Origin of the sequence: uncultured Roseobacter sp. (assembly GCF_947493125.1) — a bacterium.
Classification (GTDB): domain Bacteria; phylum Pseudomonadota; class Alphaproteobacteria; order Rhodobacterales; family Rhodobacteraceae; genus Roseobacter.
This window is the reverse complement of sequence record NZ_CANLQB010000006.1, coordinates 355,813-372,444: the sequence shown is the minus strand read 5'-3', so window position 1 is coordinate 372,444 and position 16,632 is coordinate 355,813. Positions and strand designations below refer to the sequence as shown.

General features: G+C 63.5%; 14 protein-coding genes. 11 read left to right on the top strand and 3 right to left on the bottom strand.

The annotated features are described in order from the left end of the window. Positions 1-30: 30 nt before the first annotated feature. The 6 genes from Q1A71_RS15405 to Q1A71_RS15380 all read left to right on the top strand — a co-directional run bounded on the left by Q1A71_RS15405 (position 31) and on the right by Q1A71_RS15380 (position 7,175). Positions 31-1,782 carry a heparinase II/III family protein gene (locus tag Q1A71_RS15405; RefSeq protein WP_299678024.1) on the top strand — a complete coding sequence of 584 codons (1,752 nt, stop codon included), beginning with the start codon at positions 31-33 and terminating at the stop codon, positions 1,780-1,782. A gap of 12 nt (positions 1,783-1,794) precedes the next feature. Next, on the top strand, positions 1,795-3,381 hold the full coding sequence (gene purH / locus Q1A71_RS15400; protein ID WP_299678021.1) for a bifunctional phosphoribosylaminoimidazolecarboxamide formyltransferase/IMP cyclohydrolase: 1,587 nt from the start codon (positions 1,795-1,797) through the stop codon (positions 3,379-3,381). A gap of 9 nt (positions 3,382-3,390) precedes the next feature. Then, positions 3,391-3,876: a signal peptidase II gene (gene lspA / locus Q1A71_RS15395; RefSeq protein WP_299678018.1), complete on the top strand. Its 486-nt coding sequence runs from the start codon at positions 3,391-3,393 to the stop codon at positions 3,874-3,876. 50 nt (positions 3,877-3,926) lie between these two features. Then, positions 3,927-4,424, top strand: coding sequence for a DUF3035 domain-containing protein (locus tag Q1A71_RS15390; protein WP_299678015.1), 498 nt, complete (start codon positions 3,927-3,929; stop codon positions 4,422-4,424). Between the two features lie 100 nt (positions 4,425-4,524). After that, a complete protein-coding gene (locus Q1A71_RS15385; protein WP_299678012.1) occupies positions 4,525-5,859 on the top strand; it encodes a pitrilysin family protein in 1,335 nt (444 codons plus the stop codon). Then, a complete protein-coding gene (locus Q1A71_RS15380; protein WP_299678009.1) occupies positions 5,856-7,175 on the top strand; it encodes a pitrilysin family protein in 1,320 nt (439 codons plus the stop codon). Before Q1A71_RS15385 ends, Q1A71_RS15380 begins: the two co-directional genes overlap by 4 nt. 84 nt (positions 7,176-7,259) lie before the next feature. Here Q1A71_RS15380 and Q1A71_RS15375 read toward each other — a convergent pair whose 3' ends face one another. The 3 genes from Q1A71_RS15375 to uraH form a co-directional block, all read right to left on the bottom strand. After that, on the bottom strand, positions 7,260-9,602 hold the full coding sequence (locus Q1A71_RS15375; protein ID WP_299678006.1) for an aldehyde dehydrogenase family protein: 2,343 nt from the start codon (positions 9,600-9,602) through the stop codon (positions 7,260-7,262). 42 nt (positions 9,603-9,644) lie between these two features. After that, complete coding sequence (deoC, locus tag Q1A71_RS15370) at positions 9,645-10,649, bottom strand: deoxyribose-phosphate aldolase (RefSeq protein ID WP_299678003.1); 1,005 nt, start codon at positions 10,647-10,649, stop codon at positions 9,645-9,647. Positions 10,650-10,739: 90 nt separating this feature from the next. Beyond that, the gene (uraH, locus tag Q1A71_RS15365; protein WP_299678000.1) at positions 10,740-11,099 is read right to left on the bottom strand and encodes a hydroxyisourate hydrolase; all 360 of its coding nucleotides are present in this window, start codon (positions 11,097-11,099) and stop codon (positions 10,740-10,742) included. A gap of 105 nt (positions 11,100-11,204) precedes the next feature. Here uraH and puuE point away from each other — a divergent pair, with 105 nt between their 5' ends. The 5 genes from puuE (at position 11,205) to Q1A71_RS15340 (ending at position 16,570) form a co-directional block, all read left to right on the top strand. Then, complete coding sequence (puuE, locus tag Q1A71_RS15360; protein ID WP_299677997.1) at positions 11,205-12,620, top strand: allantoinase PuuE; 1,416 nt, start codon at positions 11,205-11,207, stop codon at positions 12,618-12,620. Further along, entirely contained in the window at positions 12,617-13,426 is an 810-nt protein-coding gene (locus Q1A71_RS15355; protein ID WP_299677994.1) for a bifunctional allantoicase/(S)-ureidoglycine aminohydrolase, read from the top strand. The genes puuE and Q1A71_RS15355 overlap by 4 nt, the downstream gene beginning before the upstream one ends. Continuing rightward, positions 13,423-13,911: an ureidoglycolate lyase gene (locus Q1A71_RS15350; RefSeq protein ID WP_299677991.1), complete on the top strand. Its 489-nt coding sequence runs from the start codon at positions 13,423-13,425 to the stop codon at positions 13,909-13,911. Before Q1A71_RS15355 ends, Q1A71_RS15350 begins: the two co-directional genes overlap by 4 nt. Positions 13,912-13,958: 47 nt before the next feature. After that, positions 13,959-15,278 (top strand): nucleobase:cation symporter-2 family protein, encoded by a 1,320-nt coding sequence (locus tag Q1A71_RS15345; RefSeq protein WP_299677988.1) that lies wholly within the window; start codon positions 13,959-13,961, stop codon positions 15,276-15,278. Positions 15,279-15,346: 68 nt separating this feature from the next. Next, a complete protein-coding gene (locus Q1A71_RS15340) occupies positions 15,347-16,570 on the top strand; it encodes a urate hydroxylase PuuD (protein WP_299677985.1) in 1,224 nt (407 codons plus the stop codon). Positions 16,571-16,632 lie beyond the last annotated feature (62 nt).

Here is a 16,632-nt window from a genome sequence, read left to right as displayed (position 1 = left end):
CCGCCAGAGCGTCCAGCAGGCAGGTACCCCATGTCCGAAACCCGCAGTTTTGCCGCCCGCAAAGCGCATTTCTTGAACCGCTGGCATGCCTTGCACGCGGGGCGGATGCGGGCCCGCGCCGTTGGGTTCGTCTCGTCGCCGGAACCGCGTACGATTGGCAGTTTTGCCCGCGGTCGGCAGCTTGTGGCGGGCAACTTCCTGTTTGCGGGACATCTGCTGGAGCATAGGGAGGCGGATCTGTGGGATCTGCCTATGCCCAACGCGGATTTCGAGCAGGAGATCCACGGATTTTCCTGGCTTGACGATCTTGCAGCCGTGGGTGATCGCGGGGCACGGGCGGCCGCGCAGCGCTGGGTCTGGGGCTGGATCGACCGATACGGGCGCGGACGCGGGCCGGGTTGGACGCCAGATCTGACCGGACGGCGGCTCATTCGGTGGATCAACCACGCGCTCTTCATGCTGCAAGGCAATGACGCGCCAGACAGCGACCTGTTCTATCGCTCGCTCAATCAGCAGACGCATTTTCTGGCGCGGCGCTGGCAGGGGGCGGTCAGCGGGTTGCCAAGGTTCGAGGCGCTGACCGGGCTGATCTATGCCAGTCTCGCGCTGGAGGGCATGGAGCGCATGGCTGAGCCTGCAGTTAAGGCCTTGGCGCGGGAGTGTCAGAGCCAGATCGACGCGCAGGGCGGGTTGCCGACGCGCAACCCCGAAGAGCTGCTCGATGTCTTCACGCTGCTGACCTGGGCGGCGTCGGCGCTGTCGGATGCGGGGCAGAGCGCTGCCGATGAGCATCTGGAAGCCATCGAGCGCATCGCGCCCACCTTGCGGACCCTCCGGCATGCGGACGGCGGCCTGGCCCGGTTTCACGGTGGCGGGCGCGGGCCCGATGGCTGGCTGGACCATGCGCTGGCGCAGGCCAGGGCCAAGACGCGGCAGCCGGATGGGTTATCGATGGGATTTGCGCGGCTCTCGGCGGGGCGCACCAGCGTCATCGTCGATGCGAGCAAGCCGCCCGCGGGCCGTGCCTCCTACAATGCGCATGCCTCGACCCTGGCGCTGGAATTGACATCCGGGCGGCGGCCCGTGGTGGTCAATTGCGGCTCGGGGCGGTCTTTCGGGCCGGACTGGCGCCGCGCGGGGCGGGCGACGCCGTCGCATTCCACCCTGTCGCTCGACGGCTATTCCAGCGCGCGGTTGGGCGATGAGGAACGCGCCACCGGACGCGAAGAGCTTATCGAAGGGCCGACAAAGGTGCCGATCGAGATTGGCCATGTGAGCGACGGGCTGCGCTTTCAGGGCGGGCATGACGGCTTCGCGCTGACCCATGGGCTGACCCATGCGCGCACGCTGGAGATGACCTTCGATGGCCGCGCAATGGCCGGCGAGGACATGCTGCTCGCCTTGACTGATGCAGAGAAGAAGCGCTTCGATCTTGCGATGGATGCCGCGCGGCTGCAGGGCATCGCGTTCGACATTCGCTTTCATCTGCACCCTGAGGTGGATGCGACGCTGGATCTGGGCGGTGCCGCGGTCTCGATGGCGCTAAAAAGTGGTGAGATCTGGGTCTTCCGCCATGATGGCGCGCAGACGCTGACCATACAGCCCTCCGTCTATCTGGAAAGCGGGCGGCTGAAGCCGCGCAGGTCAAATCAGATTGTGCTTTCGGGCCGGGCTATGTCATACGCCACGCGTGTCCGCTGGTCTATCTCCAAGGCGCAGGAAACTGCGGTGGGTGTGCGGGATCTGAACATGGACACGGCCAGTTTGACAGAAGACCCCTGAAGGACCCTGCCCATGACCGATCTCGCCCCGCTGCGCCGCGCGCTGCTTTCCGTTTCCGACAAGACCGGGCTGGTCGACTTCGGGCGCGCATTGGCCGAACGCGGTGTGGAATTGCTGTCGACCGGGGGAACAGCGAAGGCGCTGCGCGCGGCGGGGCTGGACGTGCGTGATGTGGCCGAGGTCACCGGTTTTCCGGAGATGATGGATGGCCGTGTGAAAACCCTGCACCCGGTGGTGCATGGGGGGCTGCTGGCGCTGCGTGACAATGACGATCACGTTGCGGCGATGGAGACGCATGGGATCGGGGCTATCGATCTGGTGGTGGTGAACCTTTACCCCTTTGAGGAAACCGTGGCCAAGGGCGCTGAATACGCCGAGGTGATCGAGAACATCGACATCGGCGGGCCGGCAATGATCCGGTCGGCTGCGAAAAACCATGGCTTTGTGACTGTGGTGGTGGATGTAGAAGACTATGACGCGGTATTGGCCGAACTGGAGGCGCAGGACGGGCAGACATCCTATGTGCTCCGCCAGCGGCTTGCGCAAACAGCCTACGCGCGGACGGCGGCCTATGACACCGCGGTCAGCACCTGGATGGCGGCACAGGTGGACGAGACACCGCGGCGCCGAACCTTTGGTGGCACGCTGGCGCAAAGCCTGCGCTATGGCGAAAACCCGCATCAGCAGGCCGCCTTCTACACGGATGGTTCCGGCGGTGCGGGGGTGGCGACGGCGACGCAGCACCAGGGCAAGGAGCTGAGCTACAACAACATCAACGACACCGATGCCGCGTTCGAGCTGGTGAGCGAGTTCGACCCGGCGGGTGGCCCCGCCTGCGCGATCATCAAACACGCCAACCCTTGCGGTGTGGCGCGGGGTGCGACGTTGAAAGACGCTTACACACGGGCCTTTGACTGCGACCGGACGTCGGCCTTTGGGGGCATCATTGCGCTGAACCAGCCGCTTGATGCCGAAACGGCCCAAGAGATCACCGGCATTTTCACCGAAGTGGTGATTGCGCCCGGCGCCGATGCGGACGCCCGCGCCGTATTTGCGCAGAAGAAGAACCTGAGGCTGCTGACAACCCATGGGCTTGCCGACCCACGCGCGGCCGGGCTGGCGGTACGGCAGGTCTCGGGCGGGTATCTGGTGCAGGACAAGGATGTGGGCCATGTCAGCGTCGAGGATCTGCAGGTGGTGACCAAGCGCCGGCCGTCCGAGCAGGAGATGGCCGATCTGCTGTTTGCCTGGACTGTGGCGAAACACGTGAAATCCAATGCAATCATCTATGTGAAGGATGGGGCTACCGTAGGTGTGGGCGCGGGGCAGATGAGCCGGGTCGACAGCACGCGGATTGCTGCGCGCAAAGCCGAAGATATGGCCGAAGCGATGGGCCTGCCCACGCCGCTGACGCAAGGGTCGGTTGTGGCGTCGGATGCGTTTTTCCCTTTTGCCGACGGGCTGATCACCGCCGCCGAGGCAGGGGCCACGGCGCTGATCCAACCCGGTGGGTCGATGCGCGATGACGAGGTGATTGCCGCCGCCGATGAGGCCGGGCTGGCGATGGTCTTTACGGCCATGCGCCATTTCCGGCACTAGGGGGCTCTGATGCGTGCCTTGGCCTGGGCCGCGGTGGCGGCTTTCGCGATCGACCAGTTGAGCAAGTATCTGGTGATCCACCAGATGGAGCTGTGGCGCATTCGCGCGGTGGATGTGCTGCCGCCGGTGCTGAATTTTCGCTATGGCGAGAACCGGGGCATCAACTTCGGGCTCTTCGGCGATGCGCCGGAGGCCAGCCGCTGGGTGCTGATTGGTCTTGCTTTGGTGATCTGTGTCGCAGTGCTCATCTGGGTGCGCAGGCATGATATTGGCCCTTGGCCGCAGGTGGGTGCGGGGTTTTTGATCGGCGGGGCGCTGGCGAACGTGCTTGACCGGCTGATTTACGGCTATGTTCTGGATTTCCTGAACATGTCCTGTTGCGGCATCAACAACCCCTTTGTGTTCAACCTCGCGGATGTGTTCATCTTCGGCGGCGCACTTATGCTGGTGTTTCTCGCCCCGGATCCGAAGGACAAGACCAAAAAAGGCCAGTGACATTCCCTGCCGGGCTGGCGTATCAACGGGGTGTTCTGAAGGAGACTTCCATGCGCCGCATCCTGGCCCTCATCCTGATCACTGCGTGCGTTGGCGCCTGCGCCAACACGGGGCTGCGCGACCTGCGGTCGAATTCGCGCGGGCCGGATGAGTTCATCATCGAGCCAAGGGCCCCCCTGCAGACACCTGATGATCTGACCACGCTGCCTGCGCCGACGCCGGGCCAGGCCAATCTGACCGATAACGACCCTATGGCGGATGCCGTTGTGGCGCTGGGGGGGCGGCCGTCCAGCGGAACGGCGATCCCCGCGTCTGATGGCGCGCTTGTGACGGCTGCGAGCCGCTTTGGCGTTACGCCCGGTATCCGACAAGAACTCGCCGAAGCGGACGAGCGGTTTAGAACGCGTCAGGCGCGCTTTACGCAGTTCCGACTGTTCCGCGAGGACCGCTATCTGCAGGCCTACCGGCGGGAGCGGCTCGACGCAGCGGAGACCGCGGCGCAGTGGCGGCGCGCGGGTGCGCGGACGCCAAGCTATCCGCCCAATTGACGCGGCGCTTGCCTCACATTCCTGACAGTGCGACTTGAACCGCCGCCCTCGGGGCGTATCTCTTTGCGAAACCGGTTGTCTCGTTCCTGAAGGATCTCTCATGCTCCGATTAATCCTGCGCGCCGCCTGCCTTGCGATTTTGCCCGGCCTGGCCGCGGCCGATGACGAGACGGTCACCACCTTCGCGCTGGAGAACGGCATGCAGGTGGTGGTGGTCGAGGATCACCGCGCTCCGGTCGTGCAGCATATGGTCTGGTACCGCGCAGGCTCCGCGGATGAGCCAAAGGGATCATCCGGCGTGGCGCATTTCCTGGAACACCTGCTGTTCAAGGCGACCGACACGCTGGAGGCAGGCGAGCTGTCCGCCACCGTCGCGCGCAATGGGGGGCAAGACAACGCCTTTACGTCCTATGACTACACAGCCTACTTCCAGCGCGTGGCGGCGGATCGGCTGGATCTGATGATGCGCATGGAGGCGGACCGGATGCGCAACATTCGCCTCACCGAGACCGATATCGAGACGGAGCGCAAAGTGATCATTGAAGAGCGGAACCAACGCACGGAGAACAATCCGGGCGCGCTTTTTGGTGAGCAGCTCGCGGCCGCACAATATCTCAACCATCGCTATGGCGCGCCGATCATCGGATGGATGCACGAGATGCGGAGCCTCGATATGGAGGATGTGCTTGGCTTCTATGATCTCTACTATTCTCCCAACAATGCCATCCTGGTGGTGTCCGGCGATGTCGATGCTGAGGAGGTCCGCCGGCTGGCCGAGCAATACTATGGCATGATCCCCGCAAATCCCGATTTGCCCGCGCGCCTCCGGACCGAGGAGCCGCCTCAGACGGCGGAACGGCGGCTGATCTTCCGCGATGCGCGTGTGGCGCAGCCTTATGTGCGGCGCTCCTATCTCGCGCCCGAGCGGGACCCGGGCGCACAGGAGGCTGCGGCGGCCTTGACCTTGCTGGCAGAGATCCTGGGTGGTGGGACGACCTCCTATCTTTCCGACGCGCTGCAGTTTGATACGCAGATCGCGACCTATTCCGCGGCCTTCTATCGAGGCGTGTCGCTGGATGATACGACCTTCAATCTCGTGGTCGTGCCGCGCCCGGGCGTGAGTTTGCAGGAGGCGGAAGATGCGCTGGATGCGGCTGTGACACAGTTCATGGTGGATGGTGTCGACCCCGAGCAGCTTGACCGGATCAAGCTGCAGATCCGGGCCAGCCAGATCTATGCCCGGGACGACGTGGACCGCATCGCCAATCGCTATGGTCAGGCACTCGCGTCGGGCTTGTCGGTGGAGGACGTGCGGGCCTGGCCTGATATTCTCAAGGCGGTCACGGCGGAGGATATCATGCAGGCTGCACGGGACGTGTTTGACCGGCGGGCGTCCGTCACCGGCTGGCTGATGCGCGAGGAGGTGACCCAATGACGCGGTTTGTTCTGACGATTCTCATGGTGTTCGGTCTGTCGCTGTCGGCGCGCGCTGATGTGGAGATCCAGGAGGTCACGTCCGACGCGGGGCTGACCGCCTGGCTGGTCGAGGACCATTCCATTCCCTTTGTGGCGCTGGAAATCCGGTTTCGGGGCGGTGCTTCACTCGATGCGCCGGGCAAGCGCGGGGCGATCAACCTGATGACCGCCCTGCTCGAAGAAGGCGCGGGCCAGATGGATGCGCGGGCCTTTGCCCGAGAGACAGAGGCGCTGGCGACCAGCTTCGGCGTTGATGTGGGCGATGACGCCCTCTCGGTGTCAGCCCGGTTTCTGACCGAGAACAAGTCAGAGTCGATCGCACTCTTGCGCGCCGCCCTGCTCGAGCCGCGGTTTGATGCGGATGCGATCGAGCGGGTGCGGGGGCAGGTTCTCACCGGCATTCGATCCGACGAGAAGGACCCGACGACGCTGGCCTATCGGACCTTTGATCAGATCGCCTTTGGCGATCACCCCTACGCAACATCGCCTGATGGCACCCTGGAGAGCGTGACGGCCTTGACCCGGGAGGACCTCATTGCCGCGCACCGGGCCGTGCTGGCGCGGGATCGGGTCTATATCGGGGCGGTGGGAGATATCACGCCGGACCAATTGACCGAGCTGATGGACGCGGTGCTGGCCGATTTGCCGGACACCGGCGCGCCGATGCCTGAACGCGCGGACGTGCAGATCCCGCCAGGTGTGACGGTCGTGCCCTTCGATACGCCCCAGTCGGTTGCAATCTTTGGCCAGGGCGGCATCGCGCAGGACGATCCGGATTACTTTGCGGCGCTGGTCCTGAACCAGGTGCTCGGCGGTGGCGGTTTCGAGAGCCGCCTGATGCAGGAGGTGCGCGAGAAGCGGGGGCTGACCTATGGGGTTTACTCTTTTCTTGCCCCCAAGGACCTCGGTGAGGTGTTCATGGGCTCGGTGAGCTCGGCCAATGACCGGATCGCCGAGGCCATCGACGTGGTCCGAGAGGAATGGTCAAAGGCCGCAGCGGAGGGCATCAGCCAGGCCGAGCTGGACGATGCCAAGACCTATATGACGGGGGCCTATCCTCTCCGGTTCGATGGCAACGGGCCCATTGCGCGGATTATGGTGGGGATGCAGATGCTGGGCCTGCCGATTGACTACATCTCCACACGGAACGCGCGGGTCGAAGCGGTGACGCTCGACCATGTGAGACGCGTGGCGGATGAGCTGCTGACCCCTGAGGGGTTGCATTTCGTTGTGGTCGGTCAGCCTGTCGGGTTTGAGAGCTCGCCCGGCAACTGAGGACATCTGTCAGAAGGAGGCGCTGACGCGCCACGCCATGTCCTCGGCCCTGATCGGGCCGAGTGTTGTCGCAAGGTGCGGGCGTCACTCTCCGTAGGGAACCCAGATGTTTTTCACCTCCGTCGCGGCCGCGAGGAAATCGTGGCCCTGCCCTGCAGAGCCCATCCAGTCAAGGGCCTGTCCGTTGTTGACCCAGGTGCGTTTGAGGTTCGAGGCGCTCGCTTTTTCGATGTCTGCAGAGAGGGGCGCCGCTCCGAAGCACCAGACCCCATCGATGTCCATATGGCCGGCCATATGCAGCGCGATCTCTTTGTGTGAGCCCGTCAGCAGGTTCACCACGCCTGCAGGAACGTCCGAGGTTTCCAAGACCTGGATAAAGTCTGTCGCGGCAAGCGGGAAGGTTTCGGATGCGCTGAGAATCACCCGGTTGCCCATGGCGATGGCAGGGGCCATGCAGGAGATCAGGCCCAGCAGTGGCGCCTCGTCCGGGCAGAGCGCCCCGATCACACCGACGGGCTCCTTCATTGCCAGCGCCACACCGCGGATCGGCACACCATGGATCTGGCCATCGTATTTGTCGGCCCAGGCGGCATAGGTGAAGAGCCGATTTATGGCCGCCTCAACTTCCTTCGCACCTTGTTTGCCACCCTGCATCGCGTTCAGACGCGTGGCGAACTCCCCGGCGCGGGCTGAGAGGTTTTCGCCGATGTAGTAAAGGATTTGTGCACGCAGATGGCCGGTGGTCCTGGACCAGCCCTTGGCGGCCTGCGCGGCTTCCACGGCGTTGCGCAGGTCTTTGCGGTTGGCCAATGAAACATGGCCCAGAAGTGCCCCCGACCTGTCCCAGACCGGTGCCGAATACCCTCCGTCGGGGCGTGTTTGTTTGCCACCGATGTAGAGCTTCGCGGTTCTGTCGATGAGGTCTGCGGGCCCACCGTCGCCCTTGAACGGAGTGATCTCCTTGAGCGATTTGCGGGCGCCTTTCATGCGGGTGTAGGCTGCAAGCCCTTCCCAGCCGCCTTCGCGGCCAAACCCGCTTTCACGGACGCCACCAAAACCCGCGGCGGCATCCATCAGATTGGTGCCGTTGATCCAGACAATGCCGGTGGCGAGCTTGGGCGCGATGTCGAGCGCGAGATTGATGTTCTCGCTCCAGACCGTCGCGGCGAGCCCATAGCGGCTGTTGTTCGCCAGCGCCACCGCCTCGTCCGGCGTGCGAAAGGTCGTGGAGACGAGCACGGGGCCGAAGATCTCCTCCTGCATCAGCGTGTCGGCGGGGTTCAGTCCGGTGATCAGAGTGGGGGGATAGAAGGAGCCGTCAGCGGGCAGGGTGGCTGCAGCCACATGGCGTTCACCGGCGGTGTTTGCGGCAACAAGATCAGTGATGGTGCGCAGTTGTACCGGATCGACAATCGCGCCGACGTCGATGCCCTTGTCGAGCGGGTCGCCCACGCGCAGCTTGTCCATGCGGGCGCGCAGTTTGGCATAGAAGAGCTCGGCGACTGGCTCATGCACCAGAAGGCGGGATCCCGCGCAGCAGACCTGACCCTGGTTGAACCAGATCGCATCCACCAGCCCTTCGACTGCTGAATCCAGATCGGCGTCATCGAAGACGATGTAGGGCGACTTGCCGCCGAGCTCCAAGGTCAGGGCTTTGCCTGAGCCCGCCGTTGCCTCGCGAATGCGGCGCCCCACAGCAGTGGAGCCTGTGAAGGCCACCTTGTCCACCTCTGCCGTCACGACCATCTCACCCACGGCACCATCTCCGGTCACAATGTTCACCACGCCCTTGGGCAACCCCGCCTGCTGGCAGATCTCGGCAAAGAGCAGCGCGGTCAGAGAGGTGTATTCCGCCGGTTTCAGCACCACCGTATTGCCCATGGCCAGCGCCGGCGCGATCTTCCAGGCGAGCATCAGCAGCGGAAAGTTCCAGGGGATCACCTGCCCGCAGACACCCAACGCCTCCCGGTCGGGCAACTCATCTTCCATCAACTGCGCCATGCCGGCGTGGAAGTAGAAATGCCGCTGCGCCAGGGGCACGTCTATGTCGCGGCTCTCGCGGATCGGCTTGCCGTTGTCGAGCGTCTCCAACACGGCGAAGAGGCGGCTGTGCTTCTGCAGCAGCCGCGCCAGAGCGTAGAGGGTGCGCGCTCGACCGGCGCCGCCCAAGCGCTCCCAGCCGCTCTGCGCCTTGCGGGCGGCTTTCACCGCGGCATCGACGTCCGCCTGGCTTGCCTGAGTCAGCGTCGCCAGCACCTCGCCCGTTGCCGGGTTGCGGCTCTCGAAGCCCTTGCCGGGCTTTGTGAAATCCCCATCGATGAAATGACCGAACGCTCCATCCCGCTCGGCAATCCAAGCCAGCGCTTCCGCTGCACTCTCCGGTGCCGGACCATAGTCCATGGTCTCGAAGACTTCTTTGACAGTCATGTCTGCACCCTTCCAAAAATACTCAAATCCCGACGCCTGAACTCAACTCGTCGGGTGGCGATAGCTGGCGGAATACTGGCCTGTCACGTGGTGCTCCAGCTGCCGCTCGATGTCGTTCAGCAGCGACGATGCGCCAAAGCGGAAGAGGTCGGGTTGCAGCCAGCGGTCGCCCAGCTCTTCCTTCATCAGCGCCAGATAGGTGATCGCGTCCTTGGCTTTCGAAATCCCGCCCGCAGGCTTGTAGCCCACACGATAGCCGGTGCGCGCATGATACTCGCGGATGGCGCGGATCATCACGAGCGACACGGGCAGCGTGGCGTTCACGCTTTCCTTGCCCGTCGAGGTCTTGATGAAATCCGCCCCTGCCATCATGCAGATCAGCGAGGCCCGCGCCACATTGCGCAGGGAACCGAGCTCGCCCGTCGCAAGGATCGCCTTCACATGCGCCTCGCCGCAGGCCGCACGAAAGGTGCGCATCTCGTCATAAAGCGCCTGCCAATCGCCTAAGAGCACATGGCGGCGCGAAATCACGATGTCGATCTCGGCGGCCCCTGCGGCAACACTCTCCTCGATCTCCGCGATGCGCAGATGAAGCGGCGACAGACCCGCCGGAAATCCGGTGCTCACGGCCGCGACGGGTATACCCGAGCCCTCAAGCGCGTGGACGGCGGCGGGGATCATCTCATGATAGACACAAACCGCGCCCGTGGTGACCGGCCCCATCTCCATCGCGTCGAGCAGGCTCTGCGCGATCGGCTGGCGCGCCTTGGCGCAGAGCCGCCGCACCCGGTTCCCGGTGTCGTCGCCCGACAATGTGGTCAGATCAATGCAGGTGACGGCGCGCAGCAGCCACGCGGCCTGATGGACTTTCTTCACCGACCGCCGCGCAGGCAATGTCGCGGCACGCCGCTCAATGGCGGAGGTATTCGCCTGCACCGCGCGCACCCAGTCCATGTCGAGCGCCATGCCAGGATTGCGCGGTTCGGTCACCTGCGGCAATTGATGGCTGGCTGAGGCTGTGGCGGTCTGGTCGGCGGGACTGAGCATCGCGATCCTCCGGGTCGGTCAGAGCGGCAAAATCGCATGGCCTGCGCGCCTTGGCAAGGCGCGCGCCGCCGCGTCACCTATCAAATCGGATCAGCTGCCGCGATAGGTGGAATAGCCGAACGGCGACAGAAGCAGCGGCACGTGATAATGGCTGTCAGCCTCAGACATGCCAAAGCGGATCGGGATGCTGTCGAGAAACCGCGGCTCTTCCTGCGCCACCCCACTGGCGGTCAGGTAAGGCCCTGCGTCGAACACCAGCTCATAGGTGCCCGTCTCAAAAGCCTCCTTACCGAGGATCGGCGCATCTGTGCGTCCATCCGTGTTCGTCACCGCCTCGGCGATCTTCAGAGGCCCTTTGTCGGTGATCCGGTAGAGCGTAATCTCAATCCCCGCCGCAGGACAGCCGCGGGCCGTATCCAGAACATGGGTGGTCAGATATCCTTGCGCCATCCGTCTCTCCTTGGTCGGGGTGCGCGCAGCCTGCCCGCCCCAGATACGAATTGCAACGCGGTCTTAACGGGTATTGAATGGCGCCGCTGAGCAAGGAGACCATTTGTGAAACGCTACCCCCGCGATTTTTCAGGCTATGGCGCAACTCCACCGGATGCGGCGTGGCCCGGGGGTGCCCGGATCGCTGTACAGTTCGTCCTGAATTACGAGGAGGGCGGCGAGAATTGCCTGCTGCATGGGGATGCGACCTCTGAGGCGTTCCTGTCCGAGATCGTCGGTGCGCAGCCCTGGCCGGGGCAACGGCACTGGAACATGGAATCGATTTACGACTATGGCGCGCGGGCGGGGTTTTGGCGCTTGCACCGGCTCTTCACCGGGGCGGGCATTCCGGTCACCGTCTACGGCGTTGCCTCAGCACTGGCGCGCGCGCCGGAACAGGTGCGCGCCATGCAGGACGCGGGCTGGGAAATCGCCAGCCACGGGCTGAAATGGATCGACTACAAGGATCATTCCGAGGCCGATGAGATGGCCGATATGATGGAGGCGATCCGTCTGCATGGCGAGGTCACCGGCGAAAGCCCGCGCGGCTGGTACACAGGGCGCTGCTCGGAAAACACCGTGGCGCTGGCGGCGAAGACCGGGCAGTTCGAGTATATCTCGGACACCTACGATGACGATCTGCCGTATTGGGCCAGGATCGGGCGGCGCACCCAGCTGATCATCCCCTATACGCTCGACTGTAACGACATGCGGTTTGCGACGCCGCAGGGGTTCAATTCCGGCGATCAGTTCTTTGCCTATCTGCGTGATACCTTCGATGCGCTTTATGCCGAAGGCGCGGCGGGTGCGGCCAAGATGATGTCGGTCGGGCTGCATTGCCGTCTTGTGGGGCGGCCCGGGCGGGCACAAGCGTTGAAGAAATTCATAGAGTACATTCAGGGGTTCGAAGGGGTGTGGTGCTCCCGCCGGATCGAGATCGCCGAGCATTGGCGCAAGGTCCACCCGCCCGCCCGCGGCCCGGCGCGGCCCTCGGCCATGAAAAAATCGGATTTTCTTGAGAAATTCGGCGGCATCTTCGAGCATTCGGAGTGGATTGCCGAGCGTGCCTATGATCTGGAGCTGGGTCCTGCCCATGACACGGCGGTGGGCCTGCACTCCGCACTCGCCAGGATGTTCCGCAGCGCCAGTATCGACGAGCGCATGGGCGTGCTGCGCGCGCATCCGGATCTTGCAGGCAAGCTTGCGGCAGCCAAGCGCCTGACCGTGGAGAGCACGGAAGAGCAGGCCAGTGCCGGACTTGATGCGCTCACCGATAAGGAGCGAAAGTCCTTCGAAAAGCTGAATAAGGCCTATGTCAAAAAACACGGCTTTCCCTTCATCATTGCGGTCAAGGACCACGACAAACCCGGCATTCTGCGTGCTTTCGAGCGGCGGCTGGATCATGAGACGGACGCCGAGTTTGATGAGGCCTGCCGACAGGTGGAGCGTATCGCCGAGATCCGGCTGGAGGCGCTGTTGTGAGCTATGCGTTCCCGCCCGGCGGTCTGCCGGATCAGGCGCAGAGTCCTAAAGGTACGGCGATTTTCACTGAGGCCTATGCGGTTATCCCGGCGATAACCCAGCGCGATATCGTGACAAGCTTCCTTCCCGGTTGGCAGAACGCCCGGGTCTGGGTGCTGGCGCGACCCCTGAGTGGCTTTGCCGAGACGTTTTCCTACTACGCGGTGGAACTCGATGAAGAGGGCGGCAGTGCGGAGCCAGAACCGGACAAGGACGCGCAGGCGGTGCTCTTTGTCGCCAAAGGTCAGGCCCGGCTCACACTCGGGCATGACACCTTCGATCTGATCCCCGGCAGCTATGTCTATCTGCCCCCCAGTGCGGTCTGGACGATCTATAACGTCCATGAAGAGCCCTGCAAGTTTCACTGGATCCGCAAGCGGTTCCAGCCGGCGCCGGGTCTGAAGGTGCCCGAGGCGCTGATCACCCACGACAGCGAGGTGCCGAAGGCGTCGATGCCCGGATGCAACGGCACTTGGGCCACGCAACGCTTCCTTGACCCCCTCGACCTCAGCTATGATTTTCACGTCAATATCGTGAATTTCGAGCCTGGTGCCCGCATCCCCTTCGCCGAGACCCATGTGATGGAGCACGGGCTTTACGTGTTGCAGGGCACGGCGGAGTATCTGTTGAACACCGACTGGGTCAGCGTCGGGCCGGGTGATTTCTTGTGGTTGCGCGCCTTTTGCCCGCAGGCCTGTATCGCCACGGGCGACGAGCCCTTCCGCTACCTGCTCTACAAGGACGTGAACCGTCATATGCCGCTGTGAACCGGACACTCACCTGCGCGCCGCTGACGGCAGAGGCCTTTGCGCCGTTTGGCGATGTGCTGGAGTGCGCAGGCCCGCCGGACAGACTGATCAACGCAGGCCTGTGCGGGCGGTTTCATGATCGGGCACGGATGGAATTTGGGCCAGACGGCCGTGCAGGACTGAGCCTTTTCAACGCCGAAGCGCGCAGCCTGCCCTACACACTCGACCTACTGGAGCAGCACCCTGAGGGCAGTCAGGCATTCGTGCCGATGACGCCCGCGCCCTTCCTCGTCACCGTTGCACCGGATGAGGGCGGTCAGCCGGGCACGCCAAGTGCCTTTCTGACCGCACCGTACCAGGGCATCAACCTGCATCGCGGCACCTGGCACGGGGTGCTGACACCGCTTTCAGCGCCCGGTATTTTTGCAGTCGTGGACCGAATTGGTGAAACGCCCAATTTGCACGAGGTTTTGCTTGATCCGCCCTATTTGGTGGTTTCATAACGTCCAAAGCCGCCGCAGAGCGGCCATAGCAAGACAGGGATATCAAGATGACCGACATGCGCGCAGGCTTTTACAGTGACCCGGATGAAACGCCTCCATTGGTCCAGGCTGTCCCATTGGGGTTGCAGCACGTCTTGGCGATGTTTGCCTCCAATGTCACACCCTCGATCATCGTCGCGGGCGCCGCGGGCCTCGCGTTCGGCGGGCCCGAGCAGGTCTATCTGATCCAAATGGCGATGTTGTTTGCCGGTGTGGCCACCCTGTTCCAGACCATCGGCATCGGCCCCATCGGTGCCCGGCTCCCGATCATGCAGGGCACCAGCTTCGCCTTTGTGGGTGTGCTGGCGGGCGTGGCCGCCACGCAGGGGCTGAGTGTGGCGCTTTCGGCCTGCATCATTGGCGGCTGCGTGCATTTCGTGCTGGGCGCCTTCATCAAGCACCTGCGCTGGCTCTTCCCGCCGCTGGTGACCGGTCTCGTGATCCTCGCCATCGGGCTCTACCTGATCCCGGTCGCCATCAAATACGCCGCTGGCGGAGCGGCCAAGTTCCAGATGGAGGCGGAAAGCTTCGGCTCTCTCATGCACTGGTCTGTGGCGCTGAGCGTTGTGGTCGTGGCCCTGGTGCTGAAGTTCTTCACCAAGGGCACCTTGTCGAACGCTGCAATTCTCGTGGGGCTCATCGTCGGTTACCTGCTGGCGTTGGCGCTCGGCATGGTGAACTTCGCCCCGGTTGCCAACGCAAGCTGGATCACGACGATCACGCCTTTGCCTTACGGCTTCGAGTTCTCTCTGGGCGCGGTGATCGCGGTTACGCTGGTCTCCATTGTCTCGGCCATCGAGACGGTGGGCGATGCCTCCGCCACCACAAAGGCCGGAGCGGGCCGCGAAGCGACCGACGCCGAGATCTCCGGCGCGACCTACGCGGATGGCCTCGGCACCGCCGTTGCGGGCGTCTTCGGCGGGTTGCCCAACACCTCCTTCAGCCAGAACGTCGGCATTGTCGGCATGACCGGCATCATGAGCCGCCATGTTGTCACGATCGGCGCGCTAGTGCTGATTGTCTGCGGGTTGCTGCCCAAGATCGGTGCGGTCATCGCCTCCATGCCTCTGCCCGTGCTGGGCGGTGGCGTGATCGTCATGTTTGGCATGGTGGCCTCTGCAGGTCTCAATGTGCTGAGCGAGGTCGACATGAACCGCCGCAATATGGTCATCATCGCCGTCTCACTCGCTGCTGGTCTGGGATTGAACCTGGTGCCCACCGCCGTGCAATACCTGCCCGGTGTGGTGAACACCCTGGCCACGTCGGCAGTTGCGCCGACCGCGCTTGTGGCGATCATCCTCAATCTTGCCTTGCCGGATGATGTCTAGCAGACTGGTATCACCCGTCCTGAAATACTCCCGCCGGAGGCCGCCACCGGTCTGAAAGGATGTAGCTGATGTATGACCTGGCCGTGGCCGGCGCCTGGATCGAGTTTGCCGTGCGCTGGCTGCACGTCATAACTGGCATTGCCTGGATCGGATCTTCCTTCTACTTCATCGCGCTGGATTTGGGGTTGCACCGTGATCGCAACCTGCCAAGCGGGGCAGATGGGGAAGAATGGCAAGTACACGGGGGCGGCTTTTATCACATTCAGAAGTATCTGGTCGCGCCAAAGAACATGCCTGACGGCCTGATCTGGCACAAATGGCAGAGCTATTGGACCTGGATCAGCGGATTTGTCCTGCTGGTGCTGGTCTACTATCTGGGAGCGGAGTTCTACCTGATCGATCCCACAGTCGCGGATCTCGCACCCTGGCAAGCCATCGGCCTCTCGCTGGCATCTCTTGCCTTTGGCTGGATCATCTACAACACGCTTTGCCGGGTGTTCGTGGATGCAGATCAGACCATGCTGATGGTGGCGCTCTTCGGTGTGCTGGTCCTGATGTCCTATTTCTATACATCCGTGTTTTCAGGCCGCGCGGCGATGCTGCACCTCGGGGCGTTTACGGCGACGATCATGAGCGCGAATGTCTTCATGATCATCATCCCAAATCAGAAAATCGTGGTCGATGATCTGATCGCGGGCCGGACGCCGGATGCCAAGTACGGCAAGATCGCCAAGCAGCGCAGCACGCACAACAACTATCTGACGCTGCCCGTGATCTTCCTGATGCTGAGCAACCATTATCCGCTGGCTTTCGCGACACCCTACACCTGGGTGATCGCCAGCCTGGTATTTCTGATGGGCGTCACGATCCGCCACTATTTCAACTCCATGCACGCGCGTGCCGGACATCCGCACTGGACCTGGGCTGCGACCACCCTGATCTTCATCGCGATCATCTGGCTGTCGACTGCACCCGCGGTGACCGTCGATGCGCCCGAGCGGGCTCAGGGGGCGGGCCTGCGGTTCGCGGAGGCCGAGGGGTTTGCCGATGTGCAGGACATAGTGCTCGGCCGCTGTTCGATGTGCCATGCGCAGGAGCCGGTGTGGGAGGGTCTGCACTGGGCTCCGAAGGGCGTCCGGCTGGAGACCGAATACCAGATCGCCCAACAGGCCCGGGCGATCTACCTGCAGGCCGGCCTCAGCCACGCCATGCCACCGGCCAACCTGTCCTACATGGAAGAGAGCGAGCGCGCGCAGATCACCGCGTGGTACCGCGCCGCGATGCAAGACTAAGCCGGGGTGGCCTGAAAGCCCACCCTACCTGCCGGGCGAACCGGTCGTCACTGATAGGTAAG